Below are 22,051 nucleotides of genomic sequence, written 5' to 3' on the forward strand. Positions count from 1 at the left end.
ACGAACACGACGCCAAGCCCTACCGCTGGACCTACGACGGCAGCCCACTCAAAGCCGCATGACCCCCGAAGGATCAATGCGGCGCTGCACTAGCCTCCGCGCATGGATCTCCAAACGATCGCGGCGACAGGATGGGGCTACACAGAACGCGCTTATATAGGCGGCTGGGAATTGCGTGCCGCCGGCGGCCACACCTCGCGCGCCAACTCAGCGATCCCTATAGGGGATTCCGGAATGCCGCTCGACCGAACTCTGGAAGCGGTCCGGGAATGGTACGTAGAGCGCGGACTGCCCGCACGGGTACAGACCGTCGACGGCAGTCCTCTGGACCAAGCGCTTGTCGAACTGGGCCATCTGGAAACCGAGCGTCCCGCTTTGCGTCAATCCGCTCCGTTGGCACCCGCGTTGGAAGCCCTTAGGAGTTCTTCGGACCCCCACCATGCAGCGAAAGTCACTACAGAACTCCCCGAGGACTACTTCCACGCCTATCGCCGCGGCCACGGCATCCCCGAGTTCCGGTCCATCCTCACCTCAGGCGACGCCCTCATCGCCTTTGCCGTGGTGCGCGCCGACAACGGCGATGCCCTCTCTGTCGGCCGCGTCGCCATTGACGCCGGAAGCGGCTATGCGGGGATCGCCGCGGTCGCCACCGCGGAAGCCGCACGGCGCCGCGGACTGGCGCGGATCGTATTGCGGGACCTGGTGGCGTTCGCCGGCGAGCACGGCGCCGAGAACACCTACCTGGAAGTCGAGGAAGAGAACGCTCCCGCGCTTGCGCTCTATACGTCCCTCGGCTACGCGACAGCGCACCGCTATCACTCACGTCGCCTCTCCAGTCAAGATGTTGCAGGGTGATAGGGACCCGGCGGAATCTGTGACAAGGCCCACCTAGCCAGGGTGCGGACGGAGCGCCATAGTTACCAATGAGTAGCTCCCGCCCTCACTCCCAGGGCCGACTGCCGTACTGCCCTCACAGACGGCAAGCACCGGCCCGCGACGCCGCCGACCCTTGGAGGCCGACGATGCAGCACGAGACGCAAGAGATCCTCGCCGCGATCCAAGCCGGGGACACCCCGGCCGCGGACTTCGCGCACCTGAAGCTTCCCGACTCCTACCGCGCGGTCACCGTCCACGCCGACGAGGCCGAAATGTTCAAGGGCCTGGAGAGCCGGGACAAGGACCCGCGGCGCTCGCTCCACGTGGAGGACGTGGCGACGCCGGAGCTGGGCCCGGGCGAGGCCATCGTCGCGGTGATGGCCAGCGCCATCAACTACAACTCGGTGTGGACCTCGATCTTCGAGCCGGTCAGCACCTTCAGTTTCCTCAAGCGCTACGGCAAGGTGTCCGAACTCACCCGCCGCCACGACCTGCCCTACCACGTGATCGGCTCGGACCTGGCCGGCGTGGTGCTGCGCACGGGCCCGGGCGTCAACAAGTGGAAGCCGGGCGACGAGGTCGTCGCGCACTGCCTGAGCGTCGAGCTGGAGGACGCCGAGGGCCACGACGACACCATGCTCGACCCGCAGCAGCGGATCTGGGGCTTCGAGACCAACTTCGGCGGCCTGGCGCACCTGGCGCTGGTGAAGACCAACCAGCTGATGCCCAAGCCCGCGCACCTGACCTGGGAGGAGGCCGCCTCCCCGGGCCTGGTCAACTCCACCGCCTACCGCCAGCTGGTCTCCAAGAACGGCGCGGCGATGAAGCAGGGCGACGTGGTGCTGATCTGGGGCGCCTCCGGGGGCCTGGGCAGCTACGCCACGCAGATGGCGCTGAACGGCGGCGCGATCCCGGTGTGCGTGGTCTCCTCGCCGGACAAGGCCGACATCTGCCGGGCGATGGGCGCCGAGCTCATCATCGACCGCAAGGCCGAGGGCTACCGGTTCTGGAAGAACGACGAGGAGCAGGACCCCAAGGAGTGGCAGCGCTTCGGCGCCCGCATCAGGGAACTGACCGGCGGCGAGGACCCGGACATCGTCTTCGAGCACCCGGGCCGGGAGACCTTCGGCGCCAGCGTCTATGTCGCCAAGCGCGGCGGCAAGATCGTCACCTGCGCGTCCACCTCGGGCTTCCAGCACAGCTACGACAACCGCTACCTGTGGATGAACCTCAAGAGCATCATCGGCTCGCACTTCGCGAACTACCGCGAGGCCTGGGAGGCCAACCGCCTCATCGACAAGGGGATGATCCACCCCACGCTGTCCAAGTCCTACGCGCTGGAGGACACCGGACAGGCGGCGTACGACGTCCACCAGAACCTGCACCAGGGCAAGGTCGGCGTGCTGTGCCTGGCCCCCGAGGAAGGGCTCGGAGTGCGCGACGAGGCCAAGCGGGCGCGGCTGCTCCCCGCGATCAACCGGTTCCGCAACGTCTGAACCGGATCGGCGTGAGCGGACGGCCGGGCGGAGGCGGTATGTGCCTTCGCTCGGCTTTTCGAATTCCGGTGCCACGGAAAGTAGCGGCGGGACAGCACAGCGCGACCAAACCGCCGGGGCCTGCGAGGCTTCCACAAGGCTCTGATTCCCCCGCCGCCCGGCGAGGTCGCCGGGCCTGCGGTTTCGGGCTGGTAGTATCCAAAACCTCTACTCATTCCCCGGCCCGACTAGGTGTCATCCGGCCGGAAATCTGACACGATTCACTGTCATGGGACCAGGGCGCCTCGACGAACGCAGCACCGATCGCTACGGCGATCGTGCCGGCGATCGCGGATCCCACGCGCGACGCGGCGCCAACACCGCGCAACCCGGCGGATACCCGCCGCGATCCCGCGCGCCCTACGGAGAGTCCTGGGACGACGAGCCCGGCGGCTACGACAAGCACGACGTCGAGGCCACGTTCTCCGAGATGGAGAAGGAGCTCGACAAGCTCCGTACGGCCCGCGACGAGGCCCTGACCGACACCGAGGACCTGCGCTACCAGATCGAGGTCCTGCGCTCCAAGCTGCACGAGCAGCGCCGCCTGGCCGCCCAGCCGCGCTTCGACAACATCTCCGGGCAGGTGGAGCAGATGCTCCGCAACGCCCAGATCCAGGCCGACCAGGTCCGCGCCGCCGCCGAGCGCGAGCTGCGCGAGTCGCGCGCCAAGACCGCGCGCCTGCTGGAGGAGGCCGCGCACCGCTCCGCGGAGCTGGAAGCCGAGTGGCACACCGAGGTCGGCAACCGGCGGCAGTCGCTGGACCGGGAGCTGACCGAGAAGCGCCAGCAGGCCGAGGCTCAGGTCAACGAGATGGCCGCGTGGGCCGAGAAGGTCCGCTCGGACACCGAGGCGCACCGCGGCCGGATCATCGAGGCGGCCCGGGGCGAGGTCGAGGCCGGCCGCGACCGGATAGCGATGGAGACCGCGCAGGCCATCGAGCACGTCCGCATGGAGACCGAGAACATGCGGACCTCGGCGCGCGCCGAGGCCGAGAAGACCCGCGAGGCCGGCAACGCCGAGGCCGAGCGGATGCTGACCGCGGCCGGCGGCCAGGCCGTCGCGGCCCAGGAGCACGCGGCCCAGATCCGGGCCACCGCCAAGTCCGAGGCCGACGCCGCGGTGAACTCCGCGCGCGCCGAGGCCTCCCGGGTGCTGATGGAGTCCGGGTCGCAGGCCGAGCGGACCCGCGCGGAGGCCAACGCCGACGCGATGCGGATGCGCGGGGACGCCGAAGCCGCGGCGCACCAGCTGCGCATCGAGACCGAGGGCGCCGCCCAGCAGGCGCGCCAGGAGGCGGCGAACGACGCCGCGCGGATGCGCGCCGAGGCCCGCGCCGAGGCCGACCAGGTCACCGGCAACGCCGCGCGGATCCTGGCCGAGGCCGAGGAGCAGGCGGCCTCCCGGCTGGACCACGTCGCCAGGACCGTCGAGGAGCTCATCGCCCAGGGCCACTCCGACGCCGACGCCACGCGGGTGGCGGCCGAGGAGGACGTGGCCCCGCTGCGCGGCCAGATCGAGGCGCTGCATGCGCAGGCCAGCGAGCTGCACGCGTCGGCGCAGCAGGCGCACGACGACGCGCACGCGTCCGCCGAGCAGCTGCGGGTGGACACCGAGGCCGGTGTCGAGGCCATGCAGAAGGCCACCCGCGAGGAGCTCCAGCGGCTGCGCGAGAAGTCCCAGGCGCGGATCGACGAGCTGCAGGCCCGTACCGAGGCCGAGGCCGCCAAGGCGCGCGCGGAGGCGGACCACTACTCGCAGAACACCCGCGGCGAGGCGGACACCTACGCGACCAAGACCCGGACCGAGTCCGACGTCTACGCCGACAAGACCCGCAACGCGGTCCAGTCCGAGACCGAGAAGCTGCGCGCCGACACCGAGCAGTACGCGCGCACCACACGGCAGGACGCTGATACCTACGCCGGGCAGATCCGGGCCACGACCGACGCCGAGGCCGGCAAGACCCGCGCGGACGCCGACGGCTACGCCCAGCAGATGCAGCAGGCCGCCGACCAGTACTCGGCGCAGACCCGGGGCGAGGCGGACTCCTACTCGGAGAGCACCCGGTCCGACGCCGACGCCTACGCGGCGAAGACGATCGCGGACTCCGAGCTCGCCTCCGAGAAGCTGCAGATCGACACCGACAACTACTCGACCGGGGTGCGGGCCGAGGCGGACGCCTACGCCGCCAAGACGAAGTCGGACGCCGAGCACGTCGCCGAACAGCTGCGGATCGACACCGAGAACTGGTCCGGCGGCGTGCGTGCCGAGGCCGACGCCTACGCGGCCAAGACCAAGGCCGACTCCGAGCACGTCGCCGGACAGCTGCGCGCCGAGACCGAGAACTGGGCCGACGGCGTCCGGGGCGAGGCCGACGCCTACGCGGCCAAGACCAAGAGCGACGCCGAGCAGATCGCCGAGCAGCTGCGGGCCGAGACCGAGGGCTGGGCCGGCGGCGTGCGGGCCGACGCGGAGAACTACTCCGCCGGTCTGCGGACCGAGGCGGACGGCTACGCGGCGCAGACCAAGGCCGAGGCCGAGCAGCTCGCCGAACAGCTGCGGATCGACACCGAGAACTGGTCCGGCGGCGTGCGCGCCGAGGCCGACGCCTACGCGGCCAAGACCAAGGCCGACTCCGAGCACGTCGCCGAACAGCTGCGGACCGAGACCCACAACTACGTCACCGGCCTGCGGGCCGAGGCCGACGGCTACGCGGCGCAGACCAAGGCCGACGCCGAGCGCGCCTCCGACGAGACGCGGGCCGAGGCGGAGAAGTACTCGCACACCACGCGCGCCGCGGCCGACGTGTACTCGGCGAAGACGAAAGCGGACTCCGAGCGCGCAGGCGAGATCGTGCGCGGCACCGCGGACGACTACGCGGCCGCGCTGCGCGCCGAGACCGAGGCGTACGCCGCCACCACCAAGGCCGACTCCGACCGCGCCGCGGAGGTCACGCGCGCCGAGGCCGACTCCTATGCCGCGCAGACCCGGCAGGCGGCCGAGGCCACGGCCACCGAGGCGCTGGAGGCCGCGCAGGCCGAGGCGCGCAAGATCGGCGAGGAGGGCACGCGCTACGCGGCCGCCGTACGCGCCGAGGTCGCCGGGATAGTGGAAGAAGCCCAGGCCGCCGCCGACCGCCAGGTCGGCGACGCCGAGCGGATCCGCGGCGAGGCCGAGGCGGCCGCCGCGGTGCTCGGGGTGGAGGCCGCCGAGGAGGCGGTCCAGGTCCGTGCCGAGGCCCGCCGCGACGCCGCCGCGATGCGCGCCGAGGCCGAGGCCTCGCTGGCCGAGGCCCGCACCAAGTCCGACACCATGGTCAAGGCCGCGAAGTCGGAGTCCGAGCGCATCCATCACGAGTCGGCGGCCAGCGCCGAGGCGGCGCGGGTGGACGCCGACAAGATCCGGGGCGACGCCCGCGAGGAGGCCGGCCGCAAGCTGGAGTCCGCCGGCCGGGACGCCGACAAGCTGGTCGCGATGGCCCGCTCCGAGGCGGTCAAGGTGCGCGCCGACAGCGAGAACGAGGTCGACCGGCTGCTCACGGCCGCCCGCGAGGAGGCCGCCCGCGTCACCACCACCGCGGAGAACGACGCCGAGCGCGTCACCACCGGGGCCAAGGCGGACGTCGAGCGCATAAGGCGGACCGCGGACGGCGTGCTGGAAGCCGCCGACAAGAAGGCGCTGGAGACCCGGGAGCAGGCCAACTCCGAGGCCGAGACCGCGCTGGCCACGGCCCGCAAGCAGGCCGCTGAGACGGTCGCGGAGGCCCGCGAGCTGGCCGAGCAGCTGGTGTCGAAGGCGAAGGACGAGTCCGAGCAGCTGCGCGCCGAGGCCCAGCGCGAGGTCGAGGAGATCGAGGTCCGCAAGCAGGAGATCAAGGCCGAGATGTCGCGGGTGCACGGTGTGCTGGACGCGCTGGCGACATCGGTCTCCGTCCCCGTCGGGCCGCCGTCGGAGGACTGAGATTCATCGTGTGCGTTCCGACGCCGCCGCTTCGCCTTGACACCCCGCAGGTCCGTGCCCACAGTCCATAATCGGCTTGCGGAGCGCCAGCGACTCGATGACGGGCGGTGGTGGGAGACGGGTGGGCCCGTGATCAGAAACACTCGTCAGAGGCGGGGATTCCGGAACCGTATGTTCGATTAAGCGCCACCCGGTCGAAGCCGGACGCGATTCATGCCAGGATTCCCCTTACACCACCTCTCCTCGGTACACCTTCACCGCCACTTGTAGATTGTTCACTCACCCCCGGCCCGACGCGGGCCAGTGAATCGCGACAGGGATCTCATGAGCGACATGCATTCGCCGCACGGCTTCGAGCAAGTGCGCCGCGGGTACGACCCGGTCCAGGTCAACGACCGAATCACCAAGCTGATCGCCGAGCGGGACGCGGCGCATTCGCGGTCTTCCTCCATGGAGAAGCGCATCGAGGAACTCCACCTGGAGAACCAGACGGTGCAGGCGCAGCTGGCCGACAGCGAGCCCAGCTACGCCGGTCTCGGCGCGCGCGTGGAGAAGATCCTGCGCCTGGCCGAGGAGGAGGCCAAGGACCTGCGCGAGGAGGCCCGCCGCGCCGCCGACGCGCACCGCGAGCTGGCCGACCAGGCCGCGATGAAGGTCCGCACCGACGCCGAGCAGTACGCCAAGGACCGCAAGGCCAAGGCGGACGAGGAGGCCGTGCGGATCGTCGACAAGGCCAAGGACGACGCCAACCAGGTCCGCGCCACCGCCGCCAAGGACGCGGCGACCAAGCGCGAAGAGGCCGAGGCGCTGTTCGAGGAGACCCGCGCCAAGGCCGCGGCGGCCGCCACCGACTTCGAGACCAAGCTGGCCAAGCGCCGCGAGCAGTCCGAGCGGGACCTGGCCGCGCGCCAGGCCAAGGCCGAGAAGCGGCTGGCCGAGATCGAGAACCGGGCCGAGCAGCTGCGCCTGGAGGCCGAGAAGATGCGCACCGACGCCGAGCGCCGCGCGCGCTCGACGATCGAGACCGCGCAGCGCCAGGCCGACGACATCATCGCCGACGCGCGCAGCAAGACCGACCGCATCCGCAGCGAGGCCGAGCGCGAGCTGGCGGCGCTGACCCACCGCCGCGACAGCATCAACGCGCAGCTGCACAACGTGCGCGAGATGCTGGCCACGCTGACCGGCGGCGCGGTGAACGTCAACGCCCTGGCGGCGCTGAACGAGGCCGAGGACGAGCTGGAGCAGGCCGACGAGGCCTCGATCCCGGCGCAGCGCTGAGGCGCCGGCCCCGCCGGTGACCGGCGGGGCCGCTTCGTCTGGAATCCTCTGGCGGCTGACCGCGTGTCGCGAGCGTGCCCCCGGACCCTCTGGGTGGGTCCGGGGGCACTTTGCGTCACCGTCGGCGGCCTACTTCCCGGGCGGGGTCGGCGTCCAGTTGTTGAAGCTGCCGGTCTTCACGCCCTGAGCGTTGTACTCGTCGAAGGATGCGCGGAAGCCCTGGCCGTCCTTCGGGATCGAGGCGAAGTAGAACGCCTCGCCGGCGAAGCCCGGCGCGGGCACGGTCTTGGTGGTGACCGGGGCGAGGCCGTCCACGTGCGTGACGACCGTCGCCACGTCGGCCGGGACCATGCCCATCTGCAGGGTGCCCTTTCCGCCGACGTAGTAGTACTGCAACGTGTACTGCATGGCCCACTGGTACTGCCCGGGGTCCTGCACCGGCAGGCAGTAGGGCAAGAAGACCTGGTTCCCGTCGATGAAGGTGCCGTGGCCGTTCACCGTGAGGGTCAGCCCCAGACACTGGTCCTTCGCGGTCAGGGCATTGTTACCCGGCGTGGCCAGCGCGGACATCGACCAGGGCACGCCCTCCACGGTTCCGGAGTCGATGACGATCGGCTTGCCGGGCAGGCTCTCACCGGCAGCGGGCTTCGACTGCGGCGGGCTCGCGAGCGCCTGGCCCTCGGTCTGTGTCCGACCCTCGGTCTGTGCCTGGCCCTCGGTCTGTGCCTGGCCCTCGGTCTGTGCCAGGGCGTCGGAGTGCGCCGGGGCATCGGAGTGCGGCGGCGCCGCGATGCGGGTCGGCGTGGCGGCCGGATCGTGCATCGTGCCCGCCGCGTGCGTGGCCGTCCCGGGCCCGGCGGCGATGGCCGAGGCGCCCAGCGGCACGGCGGCGACGATCGCCAGCGCCCCGCCGGCCACCGCCGTCCGCCGCCCCACGACGCGGCGGCGCCCGGCGGCGACGATCGCGTCGGTCGGCGCGGACGCCAGCCCCCGGTCGGCGACCGCTGGCGACAGCAGCTCGCGCAGCGCCGAGCCGTCGAACTCTTCGTTGTCGTTCATGGATGTCCTTCCTGTGTAATCGGTGGATCAGCGCGCCGCCAGCACCGAGGCGTGCGTGCGCAACTTGGCCAGCGCCTTGGAGGCCTGGCTCTTCACGGTGCCGACAGAACAGCCGAGGATCTGCGCGGTCTGCGCCTCGCTGTAGTCCTCCCAGTACCGCAGCACCACGACTTCCCGCTGCCGTTTGGGAAGCGAACCCAGCGCCGCCATCAATCCGGCCCGCTGGTCCACGCGCGACGTCGGATCCCCGCCGCCCCGCTCCGGCGGCGCGGCGGTGAGATCCTCCACAACCCGCCGCTTACGGAAGCGGTTCTTGTTCTGGTTGATCAGGATCCGCATGGTGTAGGCGTCCATGTTGTCCGCCCCGCGCACCCGCGCCCACGAAGCGAACACCCGCACCAGGACCGTCTGCGCCAGATCCTCGGCATGGCCCGCATCCCCGGTGAGCAGCACCGCGGCCTGAACCAGCCAGGTCCACCGGCCGGCGGCGTACTCCCGGAACTCCGCCTCGTCCTCGACTCTCATCGGCACCTCCTTCCGACCTTGCAGACCCGGGGTGCGGGCGCCGAAGTTGCCCCGCTGCCGAAACTCCCGCCGAACCCCCTGCCGAAACCCCCGCCGAACAGCGGCTGAATTCCCGCCGCGGCGCCACGGTCACGCACCGTTCCGGCGCTGCGCCACCGCCCCCGCGGCGTGCGCCTCAACTAAACTCGCCCCATGACCGCCGCCGATCAGGTTCCTGCCGAGTCCGAGAGCAGTGCGCCTGGACGGTCCTCGGCCCTCAAGCCGGCGCTGACGCGGACCCCGCCGTTCGCGATCGGCCTGGTCGGCGGGTTCGGGGTGCTGGCCGCCTACTACCTGGGCAAGACGCTCACCAACGTCGTCGACATCATCGTCATGATCACGATGGCCCTGGTGCTGGCCGCCGGGCTCAACCCGTTCGTGGAGATGCTCACCGCGCGCGGGTTCCACCGGCGGTGGGCGGTGACGATAGTCGCGCTCGCCGCGCTGGCGCTGTTCGCCGGGTTCATCATCGTCATCGCCAAGCCGCTGACCGACCAGACGTCGTCACTGGTGCACAACGGGGTTCCCGACGGGCTGAAGAAGCTCCAGGAGAACTCCACGGTTCAAAGGCTCGACAAGAAGTACCACCTGATCACCAAGCTGCAGAACTGGTTCACCACCGCCGACACCACCAAGACCCTGGCCGGCGGCGCGTTCGGGTTCGGCAAGGCAGTGCTCACCAGCGTCTTCAAGGCCTTCACCATCCTGATGCTGACGCTGTACTTCCTCGGCTCGCTGCCCTCGATGACCTCCGGCGGCCTCAAGCTGGTGCCGCGCTCCCGCCGCGAGCGCGCCGCGGACCTCACCGACCGGGTGCTGAACCGGGTCGGCGGGTACGTGTCGGGGGCGCTGGTGGTCTCCACCTGCGCGACGCTGGCCAGCTGGCTGGCCATGGCGATCATGGGCGTCCGGTTCGCGCTGCCGCTGGCGCTGCTGGTGGGCCTGACCGACCTGATCCCCATCATCGGGGCCACTTTCGGCGCGTTCATCGCCTGTGCGGTGATCCTGCTGCTGGACTCGCCGGTCAAGGCGCTCGCGGCGCTGATCTTCTTCATCCTGTACCAGCAGCTCGAGAACTACCTGATCTACCCGCGCGTGATGTCGCGCACCGTCGACCTGCCGCCGGCGGTCGCGGTGATAGCGGCGCTGGCCGGCTACACCATCCTGGGCGTCTCCGGCGCGCTGCTGTTCATCCCGCTGACCGCCGGGCTGCTGGTGATCGTGCGGCAGATCGTGCTGCCGGCGCAGGACCGCGACCCGGACTCGCAGCCGCCTACGCCGGGGTCGGCGTGGGCGTCGGAGTCGGAGTCGACGTCGGCGTCAGAACCGGATCGGGAGTCGGAGTCGGAAGTCGGTACTCCCGTCCAGCCTGATCCCGTCTGAGGTGCCTGCTCTCGACCAGGTACCGGCGCAGCGCGACGTAGTCGTCGAAGACTGACATCAGCGCCGCGTTGACCTCCTGCTCGGTGTACGCGCGCCCCGGCTCGAAGGCCCGGGCCGCGATGTGCTTGAGCAGGCGGTCGCGCAGGTCCTGGCTGCGGCCGCGCAACGACGGCATCTGCACGACCCGGCCGTGGCTGTAACACTGGATGATCTGCGGGTCGGTGCTTCCCGAACCCCGGTCGGCTGCCTGGCGTGGTTTGTCCATGGCTTCGATACTCGCCGCGGGGCGAGTCGGCGCCAACCGGATATCCGCTACTCGGCGAACGTCTCGAACTCGCCGTCCCAGGTCGTGGCCAGCGGATACGCCGCCGGGTTCACGCGCTTGACGATCTCGTTGTGCGCCCGCTGGACGTACTTCTCCCCCACCCACAGGTGCTTCGCGCCCTCGACGCCGATCACCTCGGCCTGGGGGATCCTGGCGAACCGCTCGGCGGCCTCGGCCGGACGCAGGTAGTCGTCGAACTCCGGCACCAGCGCCACCACCGGCTTGCCGGAGGCCGCCCAGCGGTCCATGTCTTCCGGGCGCGAGTAGCGCAGCGGCGGGGAGAGCAGGATCAGGCCGTCGATCGTGGGGTCCTCGCCGTACATCAGCGCCAGGTCGGTCCCGAACGACCAGCCGACCAGCCAGCGGTTCGGCAGGTCCGAGAAGTCCGCGAACTCGATGGCGGCCTGGACGTCGAAGCGCTCCCCCACGGCGTTGTCGAACTCGCCCTGGCTGCGGCCGGCCGGCGAGACCGTGCCGCGGGTGTTGAAGCGCAGCACCGCCAGGTCCGCCAGCGCCGGCAGCCGCCAGGCCGCCTTGCGGTAGACGTGGCTGTCCATGAAGCCGCCGTGCGTGGGCAGCGGATGCAGCGTGACCAGCGTCCCGGCCGGCGTCCGGCCCTCCGGGGGCAGCGCCAGCTCGCCGACCAGGTCCAGCCCGTCGGCGGTGGTCAGGGTCACCGGACGCCGCTGGGCCGGCAGGATCGTGGTGGCGCGGATGTCGATGCTCATCGGGATCAACGGTACCTCCCCCCTACGAAGGGCTAATACCGAGGCCGGTAACGAAAGACTTGAGAGCGACGACGTGCCGAGCTCAACCCCGATACGGTCTTGGACATGATCGAAGCTATAGGGCTCACCAAGCAGTACGGCGACAAGAAAGCCGTCGACGGCTTGACGTTCACCGTGCGACCGGGGGTGGTGACCGGCTTCCTCGGACCCAACGGTGCCGGAAAGTCGACGACCATGCGGATGATCCTGGGACTGGACGCGCCGACGTCCGGCTCGGTCACCGTCAACGGCCGCCCCTATGCCAAGGCCGTGGCCCCGATGCGCGAGGTCGGCGCATTGCTGGACGCCAAGGCGATCCACGGCGGCCGCTCCGCCTACAACCACCTGCTGTGCCTGGCGCAGTCCAACCACCTGCCGGCCCGCCGGGTCGACGAGGTGCTGGAGCTGACCGGCCTGCGCGAGGTGGCCAAGAAGCGTTCCGGGGGCTTCTCCCTGGGCATGGGCCAGCGGCTGGGGATCGCCGCGGCCCTGCTCGGCGACCCGCGGGTGCTGATGTTCGACGAGCCGGTCAACGGCCTGGACCCGGACGGCATCCGCTGGATCCGCGAGTTCATGCGCAAGCTGGCCTCCGAGGGCCGCACGGTCTTCGTCTCCTCGCACCTGATGTCCGAGATGGAGCACACCGCCGACCACCTGATCGTGATCGGCCGCGGCCGGCTCCAGGCGGACTGCACGGTGAAGGAGTTCATCGCCCGCAACTCCGAGCAGACCGTCACCGTCCGCACCCCGGACGCCATGAAGCTGATGCAACTGCTGGCCGGCAAGGGCGCGCGCGTCACCAACGACGACGGCGGCCTGATCACGGTCCGCGGCGCCAGCCCCCAGCAGATCGGCGACCTGGCCTTCGACAACCAGATCCGGGTGCACGAACTCGCGCCGCACCAGGCCTCGCTGGAAGAGGCCTTCATGGAGATGACCAAGGACGACGTGGAGTACCGGGCCGTCAGCGTCGGCCAGCAGGGCCCCGGCGGCCCGGGCGGCCCCGGCGCGCCGCAGAACCCGTACGCCGCCCCCGGCCAGATGATCGGAGCCCGTTGAGATGAGCACCCCCTCGGGACAGGACCAGATGACCACGCAGCAGGTGCCGGGGCCGGGAAACGCGCCCGGGCAGCAGCCGAACGCAGGCCCCGCGCCCGCCGCGCAGGACCACCTCGCGACGCAGCAGGTGCCGGCGCCCGGGTACGCGGCCGGGCAGCAGCCCAACGCAGGCCCGGCTTCCGCCGCGCAGGACCACTTCGCGACACAGCAGGTGCCGGCGCCGGGATACGCGGCCGGGCAGCAGCCGAACGCCGCCGCGGGCTACGGGCCGCCGCCGCAGCAAGGCGGCTTCGCCGGCCAGCCCGGCATACCCGCTCAGCAGGGCCAGCCCGGACCCGGTCAGTACGGACAGCCCGGCTTCGCCCCGAACCAGCACCAGAATCAGTACCAGCAGCCCGCCTTCGCCGGCCCCGACCCCTTCCCGCAGGCCAAGGCGAGCTTCGGCGCCGCGCTGCAGTCGGAGTGGACCAAGATCCGCAGCGTCCGGTCCACCTTCTGGACGCTGCTGATCACCATGGTCATCACCATCGGCCTGGGCTCGCTGATCGCCCTGGGCTCCTCCAGCCACCCCTCGCCGGATGACGACTTCACCGCGAACTCCATGTCCGGTCTGTTCTTCGGGCAGCTGGTGATCGTGGTGTTCGGCGCGATGGCGATCACCGCCGAGTACAGCACCGGCATGATCCGCACCTCGCTGACCAGCCAGCCGCGCCGCGGCACGCTGTTCTGGGCCAAGGCCGCGATCGTCGCGGCGGTGGCGCTGGTGGTCGGGCTGGTCTGCTCGTTCGTGTCCTTCTTCATCGCCACGGCCATCTATTCCGGGCACGGCATCACCGTGAGCCTGTCCGACCCCGGCGTGCTGCGCGCGGTGATCGGCGGGGGCCTGTACATGACCGGCACCGCACTGCTGGCGTTCGGGCTCGGCGCGATCCTGCGGCACACCGCCGGCGCGATCACGACCGCGGTGGGCCTGCTGTTCGTGCTGTTCATCCTGGTGCAGTTCCTGCCGGGCACCTGGCGCACCGACATCAGCAAGTGGATCCCGTTCAACGCCGGGCTGCAGATCATCACGACCCGGCCGCAGGACGACATGCTCTCGCCGTGGGCCGGGTTCGCGGTGTTCGCCGCATATGCCGCGGCAGCAGTGATCGGTGGCGCGATCGTCATGCGCAAGAAAGACGCGTAGGGACTGCTTTTTCAGGCCTTTTCAGTAAGCTGAGGCGGAGCCGGTCGCAGGCCGGCTCCGTCTCGTGCTGTCTTCAGGGGGCCCGCCGTGATCGAAGTGCACGACCTGTCCAAACGGTACGGCGACAAGATCGCCGTGGACCATCTGACGTTCGCTGTGCAACCGGGCCGGATCACCGGCTTCCTGGGCCCGAACGGCGCCGGCAAGTCCACCACGATGCGGCTGATCCTGGGTCTGGACCGCCCGCACTCCGGCCGGGCCACCATCGGCGGCGTCCCCTACGCGGGCCTGCGCGAACCGCTGCGCAAGGTGGGCGCGCTCCTGGAGGCCCGCGCCGTGCACACCGGCCGCTCGGCCTACAACCACCTGTGGTGCCTGGCGCAGAGCCAGGGCCTGCCCAAGTCCCGGGTCGACGAGGCCCTGGCCCTGGTCGGCCTGACCGAGGTGGCGCGCAAGCGGGCCGGCGGCTTCTCCCTGGGCATGGGCCAGCGCCTGGGCATCGCGGCCGCGCTGCTGGGCGATCCGCAGGTGCTGATCCTGGACGAGCCGGTCAACGGGCTCGACCCGGAGGGCGTGCTGTGGATCAGGAACCTGATGAAGTCGCTGGCCGACGCCGGCAAGACCATCTTCGTCTCCTCCCACCTGATGAGCGAGATGGCGCAGACCGCCGACCACCTGGTGGTGATCGGACGCGGCCGGCTGATCGCCGACGAGTCGAAGGACGCGTTCATCGCGCGCTCCTCGGAACGCTCGGTGCTGGTGCGCACGCCGCAGCCGGCGCAGCTGGCCAAGGAACTGGCCCGGGACGCGATCACGGGCAACGGAAACGGCAATGGAAACGGCAACGGCAACGGCTCCAGCCCCGCCTCCGACGACGATTCCGACGGCGCGGTGACCGTGACCACCGCCGACGACGGCGCCCTGATCGTGCGCGGCATGGATGCCGCCGAGATCGGCGAGAAGGCCGCCGCGGCCCGCGTCGTCCTGCACGAGCTGACCCCGCAGCGGGCCTCGCTGGAAGAGGCGTTCATGGAGCTGACCCGCGGCGCGGTCGAGTACCACGTGGAACTGGACCAGCACCGCGACCCGGCTCCGGTCCCGCCCCAGGACGTACCCGTGGTCCCGGCGGCCGCGCCGGTTTCCGAGAGCGAGGCCGCCGAATGACCGCCACGACCCCCGACACCGTCCCGGCCCCCGCGGTCGAAGCCCGCGGCGGCGCCGCGTTCCCGCGCCTGCTGGCGATGGAATGGACCAAGCTGCGCAGCGTGCGCTCCACGGTGTGGTCGCTGCTGGCCTTCGTGATCCTGACGCTCGGCCTGTCCGCCCTGCTCACCTGGCTGCAGGTGAACCAGTGGGACAAGCTCGACCCCAGCCAGCAGGAGTCCTACCGGCGCGACGCGACCGGCAACATCCTGGGCTCCGGCTTCGTGCTGGGCCAGCTGGCGATCTGCGTCCTGGGCGCCATGGTGATCACGACCGAGTACAGCACCGGCATGATCCGCGCCTCGGTGCTCGCGGCCCCCAAGCGGACGCCCATGCTGGCCGCGAAGGTCGTGGTGTTCGCCGTCGTGACGTTCGTGATCGGCGAGATCGTGGCCTTCGGCGCGTTCTTCATCGCGGCCCCGATCATCCACAGCAAGGTGCAGGTGAGCCTGGGCGACAAGGGCGTGCTGCGGGCCCTGTTCGGCGCGGGTCTGTACCTGATGATGCTCGGCCTGTTCGCGCTGGCGATCGGCGCCCTGCTGCGGCAGACCGCGGCCGCCATCACCGGCGTCATCGCGTTCGTCGAGGTGCTGGCACCGCTGGCCCAGCTGCTGCCGGGCTCGTGGGGCAAGCACGTGCACGCCTACCTCCCGACCGAGGCCGGGCACCTGGTCGCCCAGACGGTGCCGGGGAAGAACGACCTGTTGTCCGCCTGGCAGGGATTCGGCGTGTTCACGCTCTGGACCGCGCTCCTGCTGGTCGTCGCCGGGTGGCTGCTGAAACGGCGCGACGCCTAGCGGCCGCGCGCCCTACCCCCACCAGAAGGCGGCGGCGATCAGGACGTAGAGCCCGATCATCGCAGAGCCCTCCAGCCAGTCCGACTCCCCGTCGGAGATCAGATACAGCACCGACAGGGTCGCCATCCCGACCGTGGTCACCAGCATCGGGTTGAACACGAGGGTGAACGCCGGCCCGCCGATCACCGGCGAGAGCAGGACCAGCGCCGGCGCCAGCACCAGGGCGATCTGCAGCGGGCTGTTCAGCACCACCGACAGCGCGTGGTCGGTGCGGTTCTGCCAGGCCAGCTTCACCCCGACCGCGTTCTCGACGGCGTTCCCGGCCAGGGCCACGATCACCAGGCCGGAGAACGCCTGCGAGATGTGCAGGGCGTTCATCGCCGGCGTCAGGGCCTTGACGAACTGGTCGGACACGTACGCCGCACCGGCCGCCGCGCAGACCAGCACTCCGATCGCGACCCACAGCGGCCAGGGGTTGTCGGCGTCCAGCTCCTGCTTCACCTCCGCCGCGTCCTCGGCCGCGGTGGGTTCCAGGTCGCGGCGCAGGCTCACCGGGATCGACAGGGCGAAGACCGCGAGCAGCACCACGGCGGTGACCCGGGCCAGCGCGACCTCGTGCCCGGCCGCCGGGGAGTGGATGTAGGCGGCCAGGCTGGGGATCAGCATCGAGGCCACCGACAGGATCATCAGGCCCATGATCAGCCGCGCCCGCTGGATCGAGAACCGCAGGATCCCGTGCCGCGCGCTGCCCACCACGAACGACAGGCCCAGCACCAGCAGCAGGTTCGCCATGATCGAGCCGATGATCGCCGAACTGACCACGGTGGTCAGGCCGGCGCGCAGCGCGAACACCGACACGAACAGCTCCGGCAGGTTGCCCAGCGCCCCCTGCAGGACGCCGACTGCCCCGGCCCCGAGCCGGTCGGCGAGGTGGTCCACCGCGCGCCCGACCATCGCCGCCACCAGGGTGACGGCGACACCGGTCACCAGGAACGGGAGCAGGGAGCCCGACGTCACCAGTGCCGAGCCCAGGACCGCGAGCCCGGTCAGCCCGAACAGGATCAGGTCCGACCGGGAGAAAACTCGTGAGGCCCCCGTGAGTGCGGTCATGCCGGGGACTATAAGGGATCTCAGGCTTCGGGCTTGCGCGCCTCGATCAGGAACCGCCGTGAATACGCCACGAAAGACCCCTCGCGGCCGATGTGCTCATGCAGCCGCAGCAAGTCGTCACGGTACTTCTCGACGGTGAAGTCCGGAACGAACCAGATCACCTTGCGCAGGAAGTAGACCATCGCGCCGACGTCGAAGAACTCCATCTTCAGCTCGGCCTCCTGCAGGCCCACGAGCTCCAGGCCGTTCTTCGCGACCTCCTGGCGCGCCAGCTCCGGCTCGCGGAAGCTCTTGCCGGTCGGCTTGGGGCCCAGGAACCACTCGTAGACCTCGTGGCCGCTGTCCGGGCCGATGTGCTGGGAGAAGTAGGTCCCGCCGGGCGCCAGGACCCGCGCGATCTCCCGCCAGTGCGCCATCACCGGGTGGCGGCTGGTGACCAGGTCGAAAGCGTTGTCGGCGAAGGGCAGCGGCGGCTCGTCCTCGTCGAAGACGACCACCACGCCCTTGTCCCGCAGGTTCTTCTGCGCGACCGCGACGTTCGGCGGCCAGCCCTCGGTGGCGGCCATGGCCCCGGAGGCCCGCTGCGGCACCCCGGCCAGCACCTCGCCGCCGCCGGTCTGGATGTCCAGGTGCAGGTGCGCCAGGCCGATGCGCTCACCCATCTGCCGCTGGTAGCCCCACGGCGGGCGCTCCTCGGTGGCGCGGCCGTCCAGCCAGGAGAAGTCCCAGCCGCTGACGTCGACCGCGTCGGCCTCCGCGATCAAATCCTCGAATGTGCGGTCCATGGCGGAAATGATCGCGGGTCGGTGCGTCGATCGCCAAGAGCGCGGCGTGTCGGTGCCCTGAGTTTTAATCAAACTTGCGACGCGAAGCGTTTCCTTAACGAGCGGTGGTGGGAGACGGGCGGGCCCTCTACCTGGACCGGCGCCGCGACCGCGCGTTCCAGCACGGCGTGTGCCAGTGCCGCCGGTCCTGCACACCGACGCCGTGGTCCTCCTTGGGCCAGGCCACGATGTGCGGCACCCCGGCCCGGATCTCCTGCTCGCAGCCCGGGCACCGGTACACCTTCTGCGCGGCCTGCCCGGGGATCCCACGCACGGCCCAGTCCCGGCCGTCGGGTCCGTTCTCGATCCGGTCGAAACCCAGGACCCGGGAGGCCATGCGGGCGTTCGCGCCGTCCTGTTCGTCGTCGGGGACGTCGGAGCGGCGGGGCGGGCGGCGGCGCGGGCTCATACCTCCAGGGTAATCAGCCCGCGCCCGGCATTCGGCCACCCGGTCACCGCGCCGCTCGGAACCGTCTCGGCTAGCGGGACCCGTAGTCCCGGAACCCGCGACCCGCCTTGCGTCCCAGGTATCCCGCGGTCACCAGGTGTTCCAGCAGCGGCGCCGGCGCGAAGCCGGGCTCGCGGAACTCCAGGTACAGCACCCGCTGGATGGCCAGTGACACGTCCAGGCCCACCACGTCCAGCAGCTCGAACGGGCCCATCGGGTAGCCGCAGCCGCGCTTCATCGCGGTGTCGATGTCCTCGCTGGTGGCGTAGTGCGCCTCCAGCATCTTCACCGCGTCGTTCAGGTACGGGAACAGCAGCGCGTTCACGATGAACCCGGCGCGGTCGCCGCAGTCCACCGCCACCTTGCCCAGCTTGGCGCACACGGCGTGCACCGTGGCGACCACGTCGTCCGCGGTCTTCACGGTGCGCACCACCTCGACCAGCTTCATCACCGGCGCCGGGTTGAAGAAGTGCACGCCCACCACGTCGGCCGGCCGCTGCGTGGCCATCGCGCACTCGATGACCGGCAGCGAGGAGGTCGTGGTGGCCAGGATGGCGCCGGGCTTGCACAGCTCGTCGAAGTTCGCGAACAGCGCGCGCTTGACCTCGACGTCCTCCACGACCGCCTCGACCACCAGGTCGGCCTCGGCCAGCTCGGCCAGGTCGACGGTGCCGTGCAGGCGGGCCAGCGCCGCGTCCCGGTCCTGCTCGGTGAGCTTCCCGCGCTGCACCGCCTTCTCCAGCGAGCGCCCGATCGCCGCGCGGGCGGCCTCCACCTTGGCCGTGGCCCGGGCCACCAGCACGGTGTCGTACCCGGCCTTGACGCAGACCTCCGCGATGCCGTTGGCCATCGTGCCCGAGCCCACGACGGCGATCCGGCGCACCTGGCGCACCTGGTCGCCGTGCCGGGCGCCGCCGGCGGCCGGGGTCTGCTCGTCGTCGACCACGACCGGGGAGTCAGAGCTCTCATACGTGTAGAAGCCGCGGCCGGTCTTGCGGCCGAGCAGGCCCGCGGTCGCCATCTGCTTCAGGATCGGCGCCGGGGCGTGCAGCCGGTCGCGCCCCTGCTTGTACATCGTGTCCAGGATCTCGTAGGCGGTGTCGATCCCGATCAGGTCCAGCAGCGCCAGCGGGCCCATGGGCAGGCCGCAGCCGAGCTTCATGGCGGTGTCGATGTCCTCGCGGGTGGCGTACTTCTGCTCGTACATCGACACCGCGTGGTTCAGGTAGCCGAACAGCAGCGCGTTGGCGATGAAGCCGGCGCGGTCGCCGCAGGTGACGTCGTCCTTGCCGAGCCGGCGCACCAGGGCCTCGACGTCGTCGACCACCTCCGGGTCGGTGACCACGGTGCGCACCACCTCGGCCAGCTTCATGACCGTCGCCGGGTTGAAGAAGTGCACGCCCACCACGCGCGAGGGCCGCGCGGTGGCCACCGAGATCTCGGTCACCGACAGCGCCGAGGTGTTGGTGGCCAGGACCGTCTCGGGGGGACAGATCGCGTCCAGCCGCTGGAAGACCGAGCGCTTGAGCGCCAGGTCCTCCGGCACGGCCTCCACGACCAGCTCGGCCGCGGCCAGGTCGTCCAGGCTGGTGCTGAAGGTGATCCGGTCGGTGAGCTCGGCGGCCTCGGCGTCGGTCAGCTTTCCGCGCTTGACCGCGCGCGCCACGGAGGCCTGCAGGTGGCCGCGGCCGCGGGCCAGGCCGGCGTCGTCGACCTCGACGCCGATGACCTTGATGCCGTTGCGGGCCATGACTTCGGCGATGCCGGCACCCATGGTGCCCAGGCCGACGACGCCGATGGTGGTGAACTCGCGGGGCATGGGTATCCGTCTCCTTGAGTTTTGGTGACTCGCAGCTCCTTAGAGGGATGGAGTCTGCGGTTACTCGTCAGTATCCACGCGACACCCCCGTTCTGACAGCACCTTCTTCCCTGTGAGAGTGCCCACACGGGCGGACACTGGGAGCATGCGGATCGGCGTCTTCCTGTTGGCAGCGGGCTTTCCGGGCGTCTCCCCGGAGCAGACGCTGCGCACCGCTCTGGAGTACGGCTCCGCCGCCGAGGACGCCGGGTTCGACGACGTCTTCGTGGCCGAGCACCATTTCATGCCGTACGGCACCTGCCCTTCAGCTCTCACTTTCGCCGCACTGCTGGCCGGACGCACCCGGAGGATCGGGATCGGGACCGCCGTGACGGTCCTGTCCACGGCGCACCCGGTCGCGGTGGCCGAGCAGGCGGCGATGCTCGACGTGCTCACCGGCGGGCGGTTCACGCTGGGGGTCGGGCGCGGCGGGCCGTGGGTGGACCTGGAGGTCTTCGGCACCGGGATGGAGGGGCTGTCGCACCGGGCCTTCGCCGAGGGGCTGGACGTCCTGTGCGCCTGGCGTTCGCAGGACTCTGTTTCCTACGACGGCGAGTTCCACCGGTTCCGCGAGGTCCCCGTGGTGCCGCGCGGGCGTCCGCGGATGCTGGTGGCGTGCACCTCGCCGGAGACGGCGGCGATGGCGGCCGCCCGACGGCTGCCGATGCTGCTCGGCATGCACTGCGACGACGCCGAGAAGGCGGCGATGGTGCGGGCCCACGGAGTCCGCGCGCCGCATGCCTCGGTCGTGGTGGCCCACGTCGCCGAATCCCGCGCGGCGGGTATCAGCCTTCTGCGACAGACGATGCCGGCGTGGCTGCGCCCCGGCATGGACGCGCACGTCCGGTTCGACGGGACCAGGCAGCCGATGCGCGACCCCGACGCCTACGCCGAGCACCTGACGGCGATCCACCCGATCGGGCCGGCCTCGTACTGCGCCGACCGCATCCTGCAGGCCCGGCAGGCCACCGGGATCGACCACTTCCTGCTCTTCGTCGAGGGCGGCGGCCCCGAGCACACGCTGGAGAACATCAAGACTTTGGGAAGTTCAGTGCTACCGCTATTACGCAACGCCTGAGCGGGTAGGAGTGCTGCCGGCGACAAAAGACAAAGAAGAGCCGGTGGCGTCCCCTGCCCCCTGGGACGCCACCGGCCTTTCGCAAGTCCTCCGGCCTCGATTCGGGATGCCCGCACCAGCCCGTTCTCAGTACGGCTATCCGAACCCGAACCGTCCCCACCAGCTCCGCAGGACCCGCGGCTCAGCAGTCGCGCAGCAGCGGCGACTGGTTCAGCAGCTGAGAACGAACAGAGGTGAACCGGCTGTACACCTCGGAGTCCGCGGACGTCCCCGCGGGGAAGACCGCGACCCGGTGGCAGTTCTGGAACGCCAGCCTGACCCCGAAGTGCCGTTCCAGGCAGCCGCGGATGGCGTCGCTGGCCAGCGCCCGCAGCAGCTGCCCGCGGGCCTGCTCGTCCGGCGGCGGCGTGGTGTTGTCCACGAAGCCGGTCCCGTCCGCGCCGTCGACGTGCAGCCGGGTCGACAGGTCGCTGACCATCCGCCACGCGTAGGGCAGCGAGTCCCGGACGCACTCGGCGAACTGCTCGTCGGTCACCTCGCCGCGCTCGGCGGCGTCAAGCAGATCCGGGGAAACATCGAGGGACATATCAGAGGACTCCTCCCGGTAGGGGATACACCTAGAGGCATGGCCCAACCCGGAGGTCTTCTAACCTGTCGGGGCGAAGGGCTTTCAAAGCGACATCAGCACACGACTGATGTCCAACGTCTTTCCACCATCGCCCTGCGGAGCTGGGGCGGATACC

The 22,051-nt window shown here is 70.7% G+C and carries 19 protein-coding genes; 10 read left to right on the top strand and 9 right to left on the bottom strand.

Annotated features, from left to right (window positions below):
- The first annotated feature begins 102 nt into the window (after window positions 1-102).
- The 4 genes from ABIA35_RS45985 to ABIA35_RS46000 all read left to right on the top strand — a co-directional run bounded on the left by ABIA35_RS45985 (window position 103) and on the right by ABIA35_RS46000 (window position 7,647).
- Window positions 103-855, top strand: coding sequence for a GNAT family N-acetyltransferase (locus ABIA35_RS45985; RefSeq protein WP_370362224.1), 753 nt, complete (start codon window positions 103-105; stop codon window positions 853-855).
- A gap of 167 nt (window positions 856-1,022) precedes the next feature.
- Window positions 1,023-2,372 carry a crotonyl-CoA carboxylase/reductase gene (gene ccrA, locus ABIA35_RS45990; RefSeq protein ID WP_370342543.1) on the top strand — a complete coding sequence of 450 codons (1,350 nt, stop codon included), beginning with the start codon at window positions 1,023-1,025 and terminating at the stop codon, window positions 2,370-2,372.
- A gap of 268 nt (window positions 2,373-2,640) precedes the next feature.
- Complete coding sequence (locus tag ABIA35_RS45995) at window positions 2,641-6,369, top strand: hypothetical protein (RefSeq protein ID WP_370362225.1); 3,729 nt, start codon at window positions 2,641-2,643, stop codon at window positions 6,367-6,369.
- A gap of 324 nt (window positions 6,370-6,693) precedes the next feature.
- Window positions 6,694-7,647, top strand: coding sequence for a cellulose-binding protein (locus ABIA35_RS46000; RefSeq protein ID WP_370342545.1), 954 nt, complete (start codon window positions 6,694-6,696; stop codon window positions 7,645-7,647).
- Between the two features lie 129 nt (window positions 7,648-7,776).
- Here the strand turns inward: ABIA35_RS46000 and ABIA35_RS46005 are convergent, their stop codons facing one another.
- Window positions 7,777-8,706, bottom strand: coding sequence for a hypothetical protein (locus ABIA35_RS46005; protein WP_370362226.1), 930 nt, complete (start codon window positions 8,704-8,706; stop codon window positions 7,777-7,779).
- A 27-nt stretch (window positions 8,707-8,733) separates the two neighbouring features.
- Window positions 8,734-9,231 carry a SigE family RNA polymerase sigma factor gene (locus ABIA35_RS46010; RefSeq protein ID WP_370342548.1) on the bottom strand — a complete coding sequence of 166 codons (498 nt, stop codon included), beginning with the start codon at window positions 9,229-9,231 and terminating at the stop codon, window positions 8,734-8,736.
- A gap of 192 nt (window positions 9,232-9,423) precedes the next feature.
- On the opposite strand from ABIA35_RS46010, the gene ABIA35_RS46015 reads away from it, so the two are divergent.
- Window positions 9,424-10,653: an AI-2E family transporter gene (locus tag ABIA35_RS46015; RefSeq protein WP_370362227.1), complete on the top strand. Its 1,230-nt coding sequence runs from the start codon at window positions 9,424-9,426 to the stop codon at window positions 10,651-10,653.
- Here the strand turns inward: ABIA35_RS46015 and ABIA35_RS46020 are convergent.
- Together ABIA35_RS46020 and ABIA35_RS46025 are read right to left on the bottom strand one after the other, a co-directional pair.
- Window positions 10,544-10,918, bottom strand: a complete 375-nt coding sequence (locus ABIA35_RS46020; protein WP_370362228.1) for a DUF2087 domain-containing protein — start codon at window positions 10,916-10,918, stop codon at window positions 10,544-10,546. The two genes, ABIA35_RS46015 and ABIA35_RS46020, sit on opposite strands and share 110 nt — an antisense overlap.
- 47 nt (window positions 10,919-10,965) lie before the next feature.
- On the bottom strand, window positions 10,966-11,706 hold the full coding sequence (locus ABIA35_RS46025) for an alpha/beta hydrolase (protein ID WP_370362229.1): 741 nt from the start codon (window positions 11,704-11,706) through the stop codon (window positions 10,966-10,968).
- Window positions 11,707-11,811: 105 nt separating this feature from the next.
- Here ABIA35_RS46025 and ABIA35_RS46030 point away from each other — a divergent pair, with 105 nt between their 5' ends.
- From ABIA35_RS46030 to ABIA35_RS46045, 4 genes are all read left to right on the top strand, one after another.
- Window positions 11,812-12,804: an ABC transporter ATP-binding protein gene (locus tag ABIA35_RS46030; protein ID WP_370362230.1), complete on the top strand. Its 993-nt coding sequence runs from the start codon at window positions 11,812-11,814 to the stop codon at window positions 12,802-12,804.
- A 1-nt stretch (window position 12,805) separates the two neighbouring features.
- Window positions 12,806-13,990: an ABC transporter permease gene (locus ABIA35_RS46035; RefSeq protein WP_370362231.1), complete on the top strand. Its 1,185-nt coding sequence runs from the start codon at window positions 12,806-12,808 to the stop codon at window positions 13,988-13,990.
- A gap of 87 nt (window positions 13,991-14,077) precedes the next feature.
- Window positions 14,078-15,154: an ABC transporter ATP-binding protein gene (locus tag ABIA35_RS46040; RefSeq protein ID WP_370362232.1), complete on the top strand. Its 1,077-nt coding sequence runs from the start codon at window positions 14,078-14,080 to the stop codon at window positions 15,152-15,154.
- Window positions 15,151-15,990, top strand: a complete 840-nt coding sequence (locus ABIA35_RS46045) for an ABC transporter permease subunit (RefSeq protein ID WP_370342557.1) — start codon at window positions 15,151-15,153, stop codon at window positions 15,988-15,990. Before ABIA35_RS46040 ends, ABIA35_RS46045 begins: the two co-directional genes overlap by 4 nt.
- A 12-nt stretch (window positions 15,991-16,002) precedes the next feature.
- On the opposite strand, the gene cax is transcribed toward ABIA35_RS46045, so the two are convergent.
- The 4 genes from cax to ABIA35_RS46065 all read right to left on the bottom strand — a co-directional run bounded on the left by cax (window position 16,003) and on the right by ABIA35_RS46065 (window position 20,191).
- Window positions 16,003-17,100 (bottom strand): calcium/proton exchanger, encoded by a 1,098-nt coding sequence (cax, locus tag ABIA35_RS46050; protein ID WP_370342559.1) that lies wholly within the window; start codon window positions 17,098-17,100, stop codon window positions 16,003-16,005.
- A gap of 20 nt (window positions 17,101-17,120) precedes the next feature.
- Window positions 17,121-17,885: a class I SAM-dependent methyltransferase gene (locus ABIA35_RS46055; RefSeq protein WP_370342560.1), complete on the bottom strand. Its 765-nt coding sequence runs from the start codon at window positions 17,883-17,885 to the stop codon at window positions 17,121-17,123.
- A gap of 127 nt (window positions 17,886-18,012) precedes the next feature.
- Entirely contained in the window at window positions 18,013-18,333 is a 321-nt protein-coding gene (locus tag ABIA35_RS46060; protein ID WP_370342561.1) for a hypothetical protein, read from the bottom strand.
- A 70-nt stretch (window positions 18,334-18,403) separates the two neighbouring features.
- Window positions 18,404-20,191, bottom strand: a complete 1,788-nt coding sequence (locus tag ABIA35_RS46065) for a 3-hydroxyacyl-CoA dehydrogenase family protein (RefSeq protein WP_370342562.1) — start codon at window positions 20,189-20,191, stop codon at window positions 18,404-18,406.
- A 145-nt stretch (window positions 20,192-20,336) separates the two neighbouring features.
- Here ABIA35_RS46065 and ABIA35_RS46070 point away from each other — a divergent pair, with 145 nt between their 5' ends.
- The gene (locus tag ABIA35_RS46070) at window positions 20,337-21,308 is read left to right on the top strand and encodes an LLM class flavin-dependent oxidoreductase (RefSeq protein ID WP_370362233.1); all 972 of its coding nucleotides are present in this window, start codon (window positions 20,337-20,339) and stop codon (window positions 21,306-21,308) included.
- A gap of 181 nt (window positions 21,309-21,489) precedes the next feature.
- Here the strand turns inward: ABIA35_RS46070 and ABIA35_RS46075 are convergent, their stop codons facing one another.
- The gene (locus ABIA35_RS46075) at window positions 21,490-21,894 is read right to left on the bottom strand and encodes an SCO5389 family protein (protein WP_370362234.1); all 405 of its coding nucleotides are present in this window, start codon (window positions 21,892-21,894) and stop codon (window positions 21,490-21,492) included.
- Window positions 21,895-22,051 lie beyond the last annotated feature (157 nt).

The organism is Catenulispora sp. MAP12-49, assembly GCF_041262705.1.
Classification (GTDB): Bacteria; Actinomycetota; Actinomycetes; order Streptomycetales; family Catenulisporaceae; genus Catenulispora.